Below are 13,987 nucleotides of genomic sequence, written 5' to 3' on the forward strand. Positions count from 1 at the left end.
GGGAGGGGAAAGAGGAGAAAGAGAGGAAGCGGGGGACGGCGACGGAGACGGCGTCGGCTCAGGGGTCGTCATCGGGAGGACTCCTCGGGGACGGTGACGATGGTGGGTCCGGGGGTGGCCAGCGCTCCGGTCAGCGCGGCGGCGAGTTCCTCGGGCGAGCGGACGACCGTGCCGCGCCCGCCGTACGCACGGGCGAGCGCGGGCAGGTCGACCGGCGGCAGGTCGACGGCCGTGGGCTCGTCCCCACGGGCCGCCATCTCCTCGCGGATCTCGCCGTACCCGCCGTTGTCGAAGACCACGACGGGCAGCGGAACGCCCAGTTGAGCGGCCGTGGCGAGCTCCTGCACGGAGAACTGCAGTCCGCCGTCGCCGCTCAGGGCCACGACCTGCCGCTCGGGGCAGGCCGTCTTGGCGCCGATCGCGGCCGGCAGAGCGTAGCCGAGGGTGCCGAAACCGGTGGGGTGGAGAAAGCGGCCCTCGGGTCCCACGGGCAGGTGGGGCAGCGCGCCGTAGTAGCAGCACTGGGCGCTGTCGGAGGTGAGGACGGCGTCCTCGGCGAGGACGCGGCGCATCGCCCGCAGATACGGCAGCCAGCGCGCGTCACGGGACCGGGTCTCGTCGTCGCGGGCGGTACGGAGGGCGGCGACCTGTTCCGCTTCCGCGCACTCGGCCCCGTCCTCGTCCACGCCCCTCGCGCGCTGCCCGCCGTTCCCGCCACGCCCGCCGTTCGCGCCGTGCTCGGCCTCGCCGCCCGCACCGGTCCCGTCCTCGTACGCGGCGAGCAGCGCGCCCAGCACCACCGCCGCGTCACCGACCAGCGGCACGTCGGCCGGGAGCCCCGCGTACATCTGTGCCGGGTCGACGTCCACCCGTATCAGCGTGCCGGTGAGGGCAGGCAGCGGGCCCCAGACGTCGGACTCCGCGAGCTCCGTGCCGACGGCGAGGAGGACGTCGCGGTCCGCCAGCCAGGTCCGCACGGCCGGACTGTGCAACGAGACGCCGAGGGAGAGCGGGTGGCGCTCGTCGACGACGCCCTTGCCGTTGGCCGTGGTGACCACCGGCGCGCCCAGGGCGACGGCGAGCGCCCGGCACTCCGCCGCGGCCGCCCGTGCGCCGCCGCCGAGCACGAGTGCGGGACGGCGGGCCGCGCGCAGGGCGGTGACCGCCGCCGCGAGCGCGGCCGGATCCGGCGCCGGGGGGCCGACGGGCGGCGCGAGGCGGGTGGCGACGAGCGGTTCCACGGCCTCCAGCAGGTCCAGCGGCACCTCGATGTGCGCGGGCCGGGGCCGTCCGGTGCGGAAGAGGGCGAACGCCCGCGCCACCGCCGCGCCGATCTCGTCCACGGACGCCACTCGATGGCTGAAGGCGGCGACTCCGCGCAGGGCCTCGGTCTGGCTGCGCATCTCGTGCAGGAGGCCGGTGGACTGCCGGGGATGGCGGAGCGGCATGCCGGGCGAGACGACGAGCAGCGGCACGCTGTCGGAGTACGCCTGGCCGACGGCCGCCGCGATGTTCAGCAGCGCGGGCCCGGTCGTGGTGATCGCGACGCCGGGCCGCCCCGACACCCGGGCGTACGCGTCGGCGGCGTACCCCGCACCCTGCTCGTGACGGGTCGTCACATGGCGGATGACGTACGGACGGAGGTGACGGTAGATCTCCAGGTTGTGCGTCCCGGGAATCCCGAACGCGTCGGTGACTCCGTGCGCGGCCAGCGCCCGTACGACCGCCTCGCCCCCGCTGTACGAACCCGAGGCGGCCCGGTCGCGCGCCCACGCCGGCCCCGAGGCTTCGGGCCGCCCCACGACTCCGTACCGGTCCTCCGTGCCGTGCCGTCCCTCCCCGCCGTACCGGTCGCCCGTGTCGCCCCCGGCCCCCGCCGCCCCGTCCGCGGCGAGGACCCTGCGGCCGCCCATCACAGGCCCCGCGCGATGACGAGCCGCATGATGTCCGAGGTGCCCTCCTCGATCTCCTCCAGCTTGGCGTCCCGCATCCACTGCTCCACGGGGAACTCGCGGGAGTAGCCCCAGCCGCCCAGCGTCTGCACGGCCGCCCAGGTGCAGTACGCGGCCGTCTCTGACGCCGTCAGCTTGGCCATGGCGGCCTCGGTCGTGGCGGTCAGGCCCGCGTCCAGGCGCTTCGCCGCGCGCCAGGTCATCAGGCGGGACTGCTCGATGCGGGTGCGCATGTCGGCGAGCCGGAAGGCGACGGCCTGGTGCTCGACGATCGGCTTGCCGAACTGCTGCCGGGTGCGCGCGTAGTCACGGGCGTACTCGTACGCGGCCCTCGCCACCCCCGTCGCCGCCGCGCCCAGCACGGTGCGGGAGATGTCGAAGGTGCGCATCAGGCCCTGGAAGCCCTGGCCCTCCGCGCCGAGGCGATGCTCGTCGGGGACGAAGGCGTCGGAGAAGAAGATCTCGCGGCAGACGATCGCGCGCTGTCCCATCTTCCGCATGGGCTCGCCGAAGGCGACCCCGGGCGTGTCCTTGCGGAGCAGGAAGGCGGTCACGCCGCGGGAGCGCTGCGTGGGGTCCGTCTTGGCGAAGACGACGTACTGCTCCGCCTCGCCGGCGTTGGAGATCCACGCCTTCTGGCCGTTCAGCAGATAACCGCCCTCGGTGCGGGTCGCCGTCGTGGCGATGGACGCCGCGTCGGAGCCCGCGCCGGGTTCCGTGGTGGCGAGGGCCGTCATCGGGGTGTCGGGGCCGGCCAGCGGCGTGAGCCAGGTCCGCTTCTGCTCCTCCGTGCCGAGTGCGAGCAGCGGGTCGGCGAAGAAGCCGTTGGAGCAGAGGAGGTTGCCGATGCCGAGGTCGCCGACGCACAGCTCCTCCTGAACCAGACACTGGGTGAAGACGTCGGTGAAGCCGCCGCCCCCGTACTCCTCGGGAAGCATGAAGCCCGTGACGCCCACCTCGGCCGCCTTGCGCCAGAGGTCCCACGGGGTCTCGACGTCGGCCTCGTCCACGGCGCGCGCCCGCGGGCGGATCTCCTCGCGGGCGAAGGTCCGGGAGAGCTCGACGATGCCACGCTGCTCGGGGGTGAACGGAACCAGCTCGGTGGGGAGGTCGGACATGGTGCCTCCAGATGCGGCAACGGGTGACCGGCTCAGGCAGTCGCAGATGCAGACGCAGACAGATGCAGACACAGACGCAGGTGCAGGCGCAGGTGCAGGCGCAGACAATCCGGATACTGACTGAACCATCAGTCAGTATCCGGAGCCCTGAGCGACGCTGTCAACGCACCGGAACCCGCCGTCCCTGCGGAGGGAGCGGGCCGCGGCACGGAGCCCGGACGCGGAGACCGGACGCGGGCAATCCCGTAAGGTCGGAAAATGGCCAAGTACTTCGACGTCCATCCGCAGTCCCCGCAGCCGCGCACCATCGGGACGGTGGTCGAGAGCCTCCGGTCCGGCGCCCTCATCGCGTATCCCACCGACTCGTGCTTCGCCCTGGGCTGCCGCATCGGCAACCACGAGGGGCTGGAGCGGATCCGGTCCATCCGCCGCCTGGACGACCGGCACCACTTCACCCTGGTCTGCGAGAACTTCGCGCAGCTCGGACAGTTCGTGCACGTCGACAACGACGTCTTCCGCGCCGTCAAGGCGGCGACCCCCGGCAGCTACACCTTCATCCTCCCCGCCACCAAGGAGGTGCCGCGCCGGCTGATGCACCCGAAGAAGAAGACGGTCGGCGTGCGGATCCCGGACCACCCCGTCGCCCGGGCGCTCCTCGCCGAGCTGGGCGAACCGCTCGTGTCGAGCACGCTGCTGCTGCCCGACGAGGAGGAGCCGCTGACGCAGGGCTGGGAGATCAAGGAGCGGCTCGACCATGTCCTCGACGCCGTCGTCGACTCGGGCGACTGCGGCACGGAACCGACGACCGTCGTCGACTTCTCGGGTGGCGGGGCCGAGGTCGTACGCTACGGCGCCGGCGACCCCGCGCGCTTCGAGTGACCCACCCGACCTGCTGCGATCGGGGCGGTCCGGGTTAGTGTGCCCTCATCGGCGAAGCTGAAGAACGGAGGCCGACCATGGGCAGGAACCGTGCCGGCCGGCCGCCGGGCACCCGGACGAACCACGACGGGCTGACCCAGCGGCAGCAGCAGATCCTGGACATCATCCGCCGGCACACGCGGCAGCACGGCTTCCCGCCCTCGATGCGGGAGATCGCGGCGGCCGCGGGCCTCCTCAGCACGTCCAGCGTCTCCCACCAGATCCGGGCCCTGGAGAAGAAGGGCGTGCTCCGGCAGGACCCGCAGCGCCCGCGCGCCTACGTCGTGGCCGACAGCGGAGCCGACTCCGCCGACTCCGACGCCGACGCCTCGACGGGGACAGGGCTGGGGGCGGGGAGCGGGACCGGCGGTCCGATGGCGCGGGAGGGCGAACGGCAGGCCGTCGTCGTGCCCCTCGTCGGGCGGATCGCGGCCGGTGCGCCCATCACCGCCGAGGAGCACATCGAGGACACCCTCGTGCTGCCCGCCCAGGTCGTCGGCGCGGGCCGGCTGTTCGCCGTGACCGTCGTCGGCGACTCGATGCGGGACGCCCACATCGAGGACGGCGACGTCGTGGTCGTCCGCGCGCAGGACACCGCGGACGACGGCGACATCGTCGCCGCCATGCTCGACGGGGAGGCCACGGTCAAGCGCCTGTCCCACGACGGCCCGCACGTCTGGCTGCTCCCCGCCAACCCGCGCTACGAGCCGATTCCCGGCGACGAGGCGACGATCCTCGGCAAGGTCGTGTCCGTGTTCCGCCGCCTCTGACACGGTTTCGCCCCCTTGGGGCAGGGCCCTGACCCGGGCCCGGGGGAGTCGCCGCGAGCCCGGCCCTGCCGTCAGTTCAGCGCGGCGGCGTCCGGCACCACCACGCCGTACAGGTCGCCGATGGTCGCCAGTGCGCCCCGGTGCAGCGTCTCGGCGGACACCAGCCCGCCGCCCGTGGTGCCGAGCGGGCGGGTGGCGCAGGCGTCGGCGACGACGGTGGGGCGGTTGCCGCGCAGGAAGGCGCCGGCCGTCGTGAACGCCACGCACATGTGGGTCATGAATCCGGCGACGACGACGTCCTTGGTGCCGGCCGCGTCCAGGTGCTCGCCGAGATCGGTGCCGACGAACGCGTCGGGCACGGTCTTGACGACCACCGGCTCGCCCTCGACCGGCGCCACCCGCGGGTGGATCTGCCCGATCTCGGCCCGGATGTCGTACGGGGTGCCCTCGCCGCCGTCGTTGATGACGTGGACGACCTTGGTGCCGGCCGCCCGCGCCCGGGCGAGCAGCTCCGCCGCGGCGTCGAGGGCGGCCTCCCAGCCGGACAGCTCCATCACGCCCCGGGTGTAGGTGTTCTGGTAGTCGACGAGGATCAGCGTCGAGTCCGCCAGCGGGGCCGGCGCCGGGTCGAACCCGTTGAGCTCGCGCAGGGTGGTCGAGGGAGCGGGGCTCGAAGACCCGGTGGCCGAAGGCGTGGTGGTGGAAGGCGTGGTGGTCGGCATGGCCGCCCTTTCTCCTCGTGCGAAGGTCCCCCGGGCCGGGCCCGGGGGCGGTGGCTCCACGCTACGAAGCGCCTCCGGATGGCGGCAATGTCATGTGACTTGCAGATCCGGACATGGCCGGCTCCTCCTCCGGGACGCCTGCCGGGGTGACGGCGCCGGACGGGCGGCGACGGCGGAGCAGGCGGGTCAGCCGGGTGGCGAGGGGCTCGGTGTAGCGGGCGGTCAGCGGGCCCAGGACGACGAGAATGAGGACGTACGCCGTGGCCAGCGGCCCGAGGGAGGGCTCGATGCCCGCGGTGACGGCCAGTCCGGCGATGACGATGGAGAACTCGCCGCGGGCCACCAGAGTGCCGCCGGCGCGCCAGCGGCCCTTGGCGGAGATGCCGGACCGCCGGGCCGCCCAGTAGCCCGTCGCGATCTTCGTGCCGGCGGTGACGACGGCGAGCGCGAGGGCGGGCAGCAGCACGGGCGGGATGCTGGCGGGGTCGGTGTGGAGGCCGAAGAAGACGAAGAACACGGCGGCGAACAGGTCGCGCAGCGGGCTGAGAAGGTTGTGGGCGCCCTCGGCGACCTCGCCCGACAGGGCGATGCCGACCAGGAAGGCGCCGACGGCGGCGGAGACCTGGAGCTGCTGGGCGACGCCGGCGACCAGCAGGGTCAGACCGAGCACCACGAGGAGCAGCTTCTCGGGGTCGTCGCTGGAGACGAAGCGGGATATCAGCCGCCCGTAGCGGAGCGCCAGGAACAGCACCAGGCCCGCCACGCCGAGCGCGACGGCCAGGGTGGCGCTGCCGGCGGCCAGGCCGACGCCGGCGAGGAGCGCGGTCACGATCGGCAGGTAGACGGCCATGGCCAGGTCTTCGAGGACCAGGATGCTGAGGACGACCGGGGTCTCCCGGTTGCCGAGCCGGCCGAGGTCGCCGAGCACCTTGGCGATGACGCCGGACGAGGAGATCCAGGTGACGCCCGCGAGGACCACGGCGGCGACCGGACCCCAGCCGAGGAGCAGCGCCATGGCCGCGCCGGGCAGGGCGTTGAGGGCGGCGTCGACGAGACCGGCCGGGTACTGGGTCCTGAGGTTGGTGACCAGGTCCGTGGCGGTGTACTCCAGGCCGAGCATGAGCAGCAGCAGGATGACGCCGATCTCGGCGCCGATGGCGACGAACTCCTCGCTCGCGCCGAGCGGCAGCAACCCGCCCTCGCCGAAGGCGAGTCCGGCGAGCAGATAGAGGGGGATGGGGGAGAACTTCAGCCGTCCGGCGATCCGTCCGAGGAGGCCCAGGCCGAGGATGATCGCACCGAACTCGATGAGGAAGACGGCGGACGAGTGCATGGCTGCTCACTCCCTTTCGAGTATCAGGGCGGCGGCGTCGACCCCTTCGCGGGTGCCGATGACGATGAGGGTGTCGCCCCCGGCGAGTCGGAACTCGGGTCCGGGGGAGGGGATGGCGTCGGCGCGGCGCAGGACGGCCACGATCGAGACGCCGGTACGGGTGCGCATCCGGGTCTCGCCGAGGTGGCGGCCGTTCCAGTGGGAGGCGGAGGACAGCGCGATCCGCTCGGCCACCAGGCCGAGGTCCGTGGTGGAGAGCAGGCTCGGACTGTGGTGGGAGGGCATGAGAGCGTCGATCAGGGCCTCCGACTCCCCGGCCGTCAGCCGTACCGACAGGGAGCATTCGTCGGGATCGTCACGGCGGTACGCGTTCAGCACACGGGTGCCGTCGCGGCTCGCGACGACCGAGAGCCGGCGGTCCTCACGGGTGGTCAGGTCGTAGCGGACGCCGATTCCGGGCAGGGGCGTACGGCTCATACGGGCAGCGGACACGGGACTCTCCTGGGGCGGACGTGACGGACAGGGGAGGTGGGGGCGACTTGGCAATGACTTTACCCAGGCAACAAATCGGTCGATCCATGGGCGGACTCGCCAGGATCCCCGCAACCAGCCCTCTGTTACCGGACCTTGCAACGGCCTGACCGCGGACCCCGGCCGGACCCCGGCCGGGGCCCGTGACAACATCAGCGCATGGGAGGTGGTCGGGCGATGACGCCTGAGGAGCAGGATCTGGTCATGGGCCTGGTGTTCGTACCGGGGGAGGGGCGGAGGAACACGCTCGACGAGGTGCTCGCCCACTTCGGCGAGTCCGACGGCGCGGCCCTGGCGCTCCGGCTGCTCCGGGACGCCATGGAGCGCCGGGACGCCGACGACGTCGAGATGGCGCTGATCGTCCATGCCGCCGCCAAGGCATCGGGCGAGGAGTTCCTGGAGCCGTTGATCGAACTGTTCCCCGCCGACTGGCACAGGGGATACGAGGACATCGTGTCCATCCTGGGCGCGTTCCGCTCGCCCAGGGCGGTGCCGACGCTGGCCCTGGCGACGCGCTGGGTTCCCGAGTACCTGGACTGGGACGAGAACCGGGCGCTCGCGGTGAAGGCGATCTGGGCCCTCGGCGCCGTTCCCGGCCCCAAGGCCCGGGAAGTCCTCGAGGGTTTGCGCGACGACGAGAACGAGATCATCCGCCAGAACGCGCTGAACCAGCTCGCACGCCGCGGCGAGCTCTGACCGCGGAGCCGTAGCCGTCCTCCGCGACGCCGGGACAGGCGCGGGGCCTTCGCCGGCGGCCTGGCCCGCCCGCCCGCCGGCTCTTCGCCGTCCTCGCCCGAGGCGGCACAGGGGAGCCCCCCGCACTCCCCGTGCCGCCCCTCCCCCTCGCCGAACGGTTCTGGCGGCGCCGCGGCTACGGGGGTGTGACCGCGGCGCCGGAGACGACGATAGGGAGGGGCGGGCCGCCCCCTGCAGCCGTCCGTTTGGGGGGCTTGCGGCGACGGCCGGAGTCGCCGCCCCCGTACGGCATCCGGCCTCAGCCCGGGCCGAGGCTGTCCTCGCGGACCCGGCGGGCCAGGTCGATCTTCGTGTACGTGGGGCGGCCGGCCTGGCGGTACTTGGTCTTGACCCGGTCGAGGTAGTCCTTCGCCGTGTGGACCGTGATGCCCGCGCGGCGGGCCGCGGACTTGAGCGTCATCCCGGAGGCGTAGTCCAGCAGGATCTGCCGCTCGCGGGGCGAGAGGCGTGGCCGGGCGGGGGAGTCGTCGTGCGCGCAGGCGAAGGCGAGTTCGGGGGAGTGGGCGCCCTGGCCGGCCGCCACGTCCTTGACGGCGGCGACCAGGGTCGGCAGGTCGTTGTCCTTCGTCAGATAGCCGTCGGCGCCGGCCCGGACCGACTCGATGATCCGGGTGCGGTCCGGCACGGTGCTGATGACCAGGACCCGGCTGCCGGTGCCCAGCAGCCGCCGGATGTTGTCGGCGGGCGCGGAGCCGTCCCGCAGCACGAGGTCGAGCAAAACGACGTCCGGCGGCGGGGCGGCGCCACCGGAGGCGAGGAGCTCGCCGACGGTGGCCGCGGTCGCCACGAGGCGCAGCTCCGGCACCCCGCCCAGCCAGGCCCGCATGCCGTCCAGGAGCATGCGGTCGTCGTCGACCACGGCGACCGTGATCACGCCGGCCATCTCAGCTCCACCCGTACGCCCTCGCCGGGCGCGGTGTCGACCACGGCCCGGCCGCCGACCTCCGCGAGCCGCCCGTGCACCGAGCGGCGCAGGCCGAAGCCGGACTCCCGGGTCCCGGGATCGAATCCGGGGCCCCGGTCGACGACCGTGACGACGGCCCCGGGCCGGCCGTCCGGGCCCGCTGGGCACTCGGTGGCGGTGAGGTAGGCGTGCCCGGTGCCGGCGTGGCGCCGTACGTTGTTGAGCGCCTCGCGCGTGGCGTCGGCGAAGGCGGCGGCGACCTCCGGCGGCACCTCGGGCAGCCGGTGGTACTGGGCGGTGACCCGCAGCCCCAGGCTCTCCGCCGAGCCGACCGCCTCCTCCAGGGCGGCGCCGATCCCGGGGTGGGGGACCTCGTCGGCGCCGCGCTGGACCAGGCGGCGCAGATACGCGGCCTCGCGGGCGCAGCGCTGCCGCACCTCGGGGGCGTTGGCGTCGATGCCGCCGGCGGCCAGCGCGGTCAGGGTGGCGAGCACGGTGTCGTGGAGCGCGCGGTGGTGGGCGAGACGCTCGGCGTAGCGGGCCTTCTCCGCCTCGGCGGCCAGGGCGCGGGCGTTCGCCTCGTCGAGGAGCCGGCCCTGCCGGCGCAGGTACCACCACATCACCCAGGCCATGACGGCCGAGGACACCAGGGAGTTGAGGTGCCCGCCGAGGACGGCCCGGCTCGCCCCCACCAGGTGGTAGCCGTACAGATGGGTCGCGACCAGCAGCGCGACGGCGGCGAGGGCGTACGGCCTGGTGAGGGCGACGGCCGCGACGGCGCTGGCCGAGCCGCCGAGGAGCATGGCCCAGCCGAGCGACGGGGTGTCCCGCACCCCGCCCCAGGCGTACAGCGCGAACGGCAGCGCGCAGCCCGTGACCAGCACGTCCGCGCCGACCTGGCGCGGGTCGAACCAGCCGCGCCGCAGAGCCGTCCCGTACACCAGGATGCTCAGGCCCAGCGCGGCCGCGAGCCCCAGGTACGGCACGGGGCGGTCCGGGCGGTGCTGGGCCACGGCGAGGACGCCGACGGTGAGATGGCTCGCCCGGTAGAGGAGCGTGGTCAGGATCATGAAGGAGCGGGCGCGCCGGAGCGCCGAACCCGTCCCGCTCGACCACCGCAGCGCGCGCCACCGCGCCAGGGGCAAGGACCCCGCCGGCACGACCATCTCCCACTCCCGCCCTGTCACGACCGTCCCCGTCGTCCCGCATTCTGCCCCTGCGGGCGACCGTGGACACCCCCTCCACCAGCCGTTTCGCAGACGGTGTGAAGACGGTGTGGCGGCGACGTGACGGGCGCTCGTACCGAGGGGTAACTGGTCGGCCCCGAGGGCTTGTTGGGGGTGGCGGACCCGTGGTTACCTCGGGTAAGTCCCCGTCCGGAGCCGGAAGAAGGAACCCCCATGCCCTCTCCCCGCCTGCCCCGCAGCCAGCCCCCTCGCACCCGCGCCCGGCGCCGCTTCGGTGTGGCCCTCACGGCCGCCCTCGCGCTCCTCGCCGCCGTCGGCGGCACCGGCACCGGAACCGCCGCCTCGCCCCGGCCGTCGAGCGCCGAGGGGCTGCGCGAGGTGATGTTCGTCGGCAACAACTGGGACGGCACGGCCGATGTCATCGAGTCCCGCGGCGAGTTCCGCCGCCTCGGCCGGGTCAACGTCATCCCCGACCGCGAGGAGAGGCTCCGCGAGATCCACCTCGACCCGATCAAGCTGGCCTTCTTCCTCGGCGTGCGCAACGGACCCGGCGAGGGCCACGACCAGTTCGTCGACGACATGTACGCCACCCCCGACGGCACGGCGATGGTCGTCTCCCGCCCCAGCTTCGCCGACGTCGTCTCCCTCGACCTGCGCACCGGCCGGATCAACTGGCGCTTCCCGGTGGCCGGTTACCGCTCCGACCACATGGCGGTCTCGCCCGACGGCACCCGCGTCGCCGTCTCCGCCTCCACCGCCAACACCGTGCACGTCCTCGACATCGTCACCGGCCGCCAGCTCGGCTCCTTCAAGACCGGCGACAAGCCGCACGAGAACGTCTTCACCGCCGACGGGCTGCTGTGGAACATGTCGATCGGCGAGGTCACCACCGCCCTCGACGCCCCCTGGCTCGACTGGACCAAGGGCGACCGGAGGATCACCGTCGTCGACGCGAGCACCTTCCGCACCGTACGCGTCATCGACATGCGCGAGCGTCTCGACGCCTTCGGCCGCGGCGACCTCTCCGACGCCGTCCGGCCCCTCGTCTTCACCCCCGACGAGAAGAAGCTCTACTTCCAGGTCTCCTTCCTGGGCGGCTTCCTGGAGTACGACATCGCCGCCGACCGGATCACCCGCCTCAAGAACCTCCCCGGCAACCCCGCGACCGACCCCGACCGCACCGCCTGGGTCAACGACTCCCGCCACCACGGCCTCTCGATCAGCCCCGACGGCACCAAGCTGTGCGTCGCGGGCACCATGGACGACTACGCGACCGTCGTCGACCGCGCCACCCTCCAGGAAGGCCCGCTCGTCGAGGTCAGCAAGCCCTACTGGGCGACGGTCAGCGGCGACGGCCGCTCCTGCGTCGTCTCGGAGAGCGGCGCCGACCGGGTGACCGCGATCGACTTCGCCACCGGGAAGCGGGTCGCCACCGTGGACGTCGGCGACCACCCCCAGCGCGTCCGCCTCGCCCACGTCCCCGCCGACTGGACCGGCCCCACGGCCGGCTGAGACCCGGGCACGCCAAGGGGCCCGCCGGATCACCCGGCGGGCCCCTTCCTATGCCGACGGCCCTCCCGTCAGGACCTGGTGACCTTCACCTCGTGGAGCGAATAGCCCCACCCGGTCGCCCGCCGCACACCCTGGATCCGCAGATGGCGCGCCGACTGGGAGGCGAACTCGGCCGTGTCGTACCCGCCGTCGCCGGACTCCGTGGACCAGGCGGTCCGCCAGTTCACGCCGTCGTCGGACAGCTCGATGCGGTACGCCCGCGCATGCGCCCGCTCCCAGTCGAGGGTCACCCGGCCCACCCGCTGCGCCGAGCCGAGGTCCACCTGCCACCACTGGTCGTCCGACCACTCGCTGGCCCAGCGGGTGCCCGCGCTGCCGTCCACGGCGAGACCGGGGGAGTGGTCGACGAACGGGTTCCACCACTGGGTGGTGCTGGCCGAGGTGGGCCGCCCCGAGGCGAGGTTCACGTCCGGCTCGTGGTCCTCGGTCCGCTTCCACGTCGTCAGATACGACTCCGCGCCCCGCGCGAGCTCGTCCACCACGGCCGCGCCGCCGGGGGTGAGCCGGATCTGCTCGATCCAGTCCGGCACGAGACCGTTGTGCGCGGCGCCGTCGACATTGAGGTCCCAGGTGCGCTGCCCCGTCACCTGGCGGTCGAGGACCGAGCCGCCGTCGAAGCTGCGGAAGGGGTACGTCACGGCGTTCGGGGCGTCCCGGCCGGCGGGTCCCGGCCAGCCGCCGACCCCGTTCATGTCGGTGCCGTAACCGAGGCCGACCCCGTACCTCTTGCGCAGCTCCGCCTTCTGGGCGGCCTCGCCGACGAAGCCCTGGGCGCCGTGCATGTACGGGGCGACGAAGCCGCCGAGGCGGTAGACCCGCTCCGTCCAGTCCAGGTCCATCCAGCTATGGGTGGACAGCACGCCCGGATACTCCTCGGCCTCCAGGATGTCCAGGGCCCGGCCGGCCGCCTTGACGCTCATGTGGTCCAGCTCCAGCATCATGCCGCGCCGCATCATGCCCTTCAGGGCGTACTCCCCGAGCCGGGTCAGCCCGCGCGTGTTGCAGCGCGCGTCGGAGGCGTACGAGGGCACGCTCACCCCGGGCGGCAGCTTCGCGGCCATCGCGGGCGGGGCGGTCAGGCCGATCGGGTTGTCGGCCTGCGGCCCCGCGCACCTCTCCGTCGCCCAGAAGGTGCCCGTGGACAGGAACTGGCCGATGTTGACCGCTACCCCCGTGGTGCCGCTGTCGAAGCGCACCCCGCACAGCGCGTTGTCGAACTTGTGGCACAGGAACATGCTGCGCACACCCAGGGCGTACAGCTCGTCGAGCCCCTTGTCGATGTCCGCCTGGTCGCACTGGGCGACATCGAGGATCTGCTTGCAGCCGAACGGCTCCGAGGTCTCCACGCCGAGCACCACCGCGAGCTTGCCCTGCTCGATCACCGAGCGGGCCTGCGCCGCGTCCGTCACGATGCGGAACCAGCCCTTGCCCGGGCCGCCGTGCATCCGGTCGACGTAGTCCTGCAACTCGTACGTCTTCCGCGCCTCCAGACGGATGGCGTCCATCTCGTCGCAGCCGCGGTCCCGGGGCAGCAGCGAGCAGATCAGACCGTTGGTCACCAGGTCGTTCACCAGCACGCGCTGGCCACCGCGCCAGGCCCGCTCGACCCAGGCGTAGTAGTTCTGCTGGTGGCTCATCGAGTCGTGGGCGGGCCAGTCCTTGAAGGTGGGCCAGCCGACCGGGTCGTGGTGGCCGTCGTCACCGCCGGTCAGATGCTCGAAGATCGCGCCCGCACCGTCCGGGTAGTGCTCGGGGCAGTCCTTGAGCGCGTCGGCGACACCCGCCTCCGAGAACGTCCGGCCGCAGATCATGCGGCCGCCGAAACCCTCGTTGGACATCAGGTGGTTGTGCGCGTCGACGAAGCCGCGCACCTTGCCGTCGGCGTCCGTTCCCTTGAACGGCGCGCCCGTGACGTTGATCTGCGAGTCGGGGGCCGGGCGCGCGGAGGGCTCCCACCAGTTCGGGCCGTCGGCCGCGGGGACCGGCCCCGCGCCGAACAGGACGGAGGCCAGGGCGATGAACAGGGCCGCGAGGGCGAACCGGCCGCCCGCCCCGCGCGTAGAGGGTCGTTTCATATGGTCAGCCACGCCTTCGGTCAGGGGGATACCGGGCTGTGCGCCGCCCCGTGGGGGTTTCTCGCGGTAACAGGGCTCGGGGCGAGGATCGCGAGGATCGCCGAGTGAGTCAAGGGTCCGGGTCGGATGACCTGGTGAGCTGCCGTCAG

Annotated in this window: 12 protein-coding genes; 4 read left to right on the top strand and 8 right to left on the bottom strand. The window is 73.2% G+C overall.

All coding sequences use genetic code 11. From position 1 onward, the window contains the following. Positions 1 to 68: 68 nt before the first annotated feature. Both ABZ135_RS26615 and ABZ135_RS26620 read right to left on the bottom strand, forming a co-directional pair. Entirely contained in the window at positions 69 to 1,913 is a 1,845-nt protein-coding gene (locus ABZ135_RS26615) for a thiamine pyrophosphate-dependent enzyme (protein ID WP_356698868.1), read from the bottom strand. After that, positions 1,913 to 3,070 (bottom strand): acyl-CoA dehydrogenase family protein, encoded by a 1,158-nt coding sequence (locus tag ABZ135_RS26620; protein WP_356698870.1) that lies wholly within the window; start codon positions 3,068 to 3,070, stop codon positions 1,913 to 1,915. Before ABZ135_RS26620 ends, ABZ135_RS26615 begins: the two co-directional genes overlap by 1 nt. 258 nt (positions 3,071 to 3,328) lie before the next feature. Between ABZ135_RS26620 and ABZ135_RS26625 the strand changes: the two genes are divergently transcribed. Then, entirely contained in the window at positions 3,329 to 3,949 is a 621-nt protein-coding gene (locus ABZ135_RS26625; protein ID WP_356698872.1) for an L-threonylcarbamoyladenylate synthase, read from the top strand. A 77-nt stretch (positions 3,950 to 4,026) separates the two neighbouring features. After that, positions 4,027 to 4,758 (top strand): transcriptional repressor LexA, encoded by a 732-nt coding sequence (gene lexA, locus ABZ135_RS26630; protein ID WP_356698874.1) that lies wholly within the window; start codon positions 4,027 to 4,029, stop codon positions 4,756 to 4,758. A 71-nt stretch (positions 4,759 to 4,829) separates the two neighbouring features. On the opposite strand, the gene ABZ135_RS26635 is transcribed toward lexA, so the two are convergent. From ABZ135_RS26635 to ABZ135_RS26645, 3 genes are all read right to left on the bottom strand, one after another. After that, positions 4,830 to 5,480: a cysteine hydrolase family protein gene (locus ABZ135_RS26635; protein WP_356698876.1), complete on the bottom strand. Its 651-nt coding sequence runs from the start codon at positions 5,478 to 5,480 to the stop codon at positions 4,830 to 4,832. A gap of 61 nt (positions 5,481 to 5,541) precedes the next feature. Next, positions 5,542 to 6,813, bottom strand: coding sequence for a cation:proton antiporter (locus ABZ135_RS26640; RefSeq protein ID WP_356698878.1), 1,272 nt, complete (start codon positions 6,811 to 6,813; stop codon positions 5,542 to 5,544). 6 nt (positions 6,814 to 6,819) lie between these two features. Beyond that, on the bottom strand, positions 6,820 to 7,290 hold the full coding sequence (locus tag ABZ135_RS26645) for a TrkA C-terminal domain-containing protein (protein WP_356698880.1): 471 nt from the start codon (positions 7,288 to 7,290) through the stop codon (positions 6,820 to 6,822). Between the two features lie 231 nt (positions 7,291 to 7,521). Here ABZ135_RS26645 and ABZ135_RS26650 point away from each other — a divergent pair, with 231 nt between their 5' ends. Next, positions 7,522 to 8,040 carry a HEAT repeat domain-containing protein gene (locus ABZ135_RS26650; RefSeq protein WP_356698882.1) on the top strand — a complete coding sequence of 173 codons (519 nt, stop codon included), beginning with the start codon at positions 7,522 to 7,524 and terminating at the stop codon, positions 8,038 to 8,040. Between the two features lie 298 nt (positions 8,041 to 8,338). Here the strand turns inward: ABZ135_RS26650 and ABZ135_RS26655 are convergent, their stop codons facing one another. Further along, positions 8,339 to 8,983: a response regulator transcription factor gene (locus ABZ135_RS26655; RefSeq protein ID WP_356698884.1), complete on the bottom strand. Its 645-nt coding sequence runs from the start codon at positions 8,981 to 8,983 to the stop codon at positions 8,339 to 8,341. Continuing rightward, a complete protein-coding gene (locus tag ABZ135_RS26660; RefSeq protein WP_356698885.1) occupies positions 8,971 to 10,191 on the bottom strand; it encodes a hypothetical protein in 1,221 nt (406 codons plus the stop codon). Before ABZ135_RS26660 ends, ABZ135_RS26655 begins: the two co-directional genes overlap by 13 nt. Before the next feature lie 213 nt (positions 10,192 to 10,404). Between ABZ135_RS26660 and ABZ135_RS26665 the strand changes: the two genes are divergently transcribed. Then, on the top strand, positions 10,405 to 11,703 hold the full coding sequence (locus ABZ135_RS26665) for a YncE family protein (RefSeq protein WP_356698886.1): 1,299 nt from the start codon (positions 10,405 to 10,407) through the stop codon (positions 11,701 to 11,703). Positions 11,704 to 11,771: 68 nt separating this feature from the next. On the opposite strand, the gene ABZ135_RS26670 is transcribed toward ABZ135_RS26665, so the two are convergent. Beyond that, entirely contained in the window at positions 11,772 to 13,838 is a 2,067-nt protein-coding gene (locus tag ABZ135_RS26670) for a discoidin domain-containing protein (protein ID WP_356698888.1), read from the bottom strand. Positions 13,839 to 13,987 lie beyond the last annotated feature (149 nt).

The sequence above is a fragment of the Streptomyces sp. NPDC006339 genome (genome assembly GCF_040612775.1).
In the GTDB taxonomy this organism is placed as follows: Bacteria; Actinomycetota; Actinomycetes; order Streptomycetales; family Streptomycetaceae; genus Streptomyces.

Bases quoted from the DNA above. Each gene is read 5' to 3' on its own strand.
- ABZ135_RS26635 (WP_356698876.1), bottom strand. From the start codon at position 5,480: ATGCCGACCACCACGCCTTCCACCACCACGCCTTCGGCCACCGGGTCT.
- ABZ135_RS26615 (WP_356698868.1), bottom strand. From the start codon at position 1,913: ATGGGCGGCCGCAGGGTCCTCGCCGCGGACGGGGCGGCGGGGGCCGGG.
- ABZ135_RS26625 (WP_356698872.1), top strand. From the start codon at position 3,329: ATGGCCAAGTACTTCGACGTCCATCCGCAGTCCCCGCAGCCGCGCACC.
- ABZ135_RS26620 (WP_356698870.1), bottom strand. From the start codon at position 3,070: ATGTCCGACCTCCCCACCGAGCTGGTTCCGTTCACCCCCGAGCAGCGT.
- ABZ135_RS26645 (WP_356698880.1), bottom strand. From the start codon at position 7,290: ATGAGCCGTACGCCCCTGCCCGGAATCGGCGTCCGCTACGACCTGACC.
- ABZ135_RS26670 (WP_356698888.1), bottom strand. From the start codon at position 13,838: ATGAAACGACCCTCTACGCGCGGGGCGGGCGGCCGGTTCGCCCTCGCG.
- ABZ135_RS26665 (WP_356698886.1), top strand. From the start codon at position 10,405: ATGCCCTCTCCCCGCCTGCCCCGCAGCCAGCCCCCTCGCACCCGCGCC.
- lexA (WP_356698874.1), top strand. From the start codon at position 4,027: ATGGGCAGGAACCGTGCCGGCCGGCCGCCGGGCACCCGGACGAACCAC.
- ABZ135_RS26650 (WP_356698882.1), top strand. From the start codon at position 7,522: ATGACGCCTGAGGAGCAGGATCTGGTCATGGGCCTGGTGTTCGTACCG.
- ABZ135_RS26640 (WP_356698878.1), bottom strand. From the start codon at position 6,813: ATGCACTCGTCCGCCGTCTTCCTCATCGAGTTCGGTGCGATCATCCTC.
- ABZ135_RS26655 (WP_356698884.1), bottom strand. From the start codon at position 8,983: ATGGCCGGCGTGATCACGGTCGCCGTGGTCGACGACGACCGCATGCTC.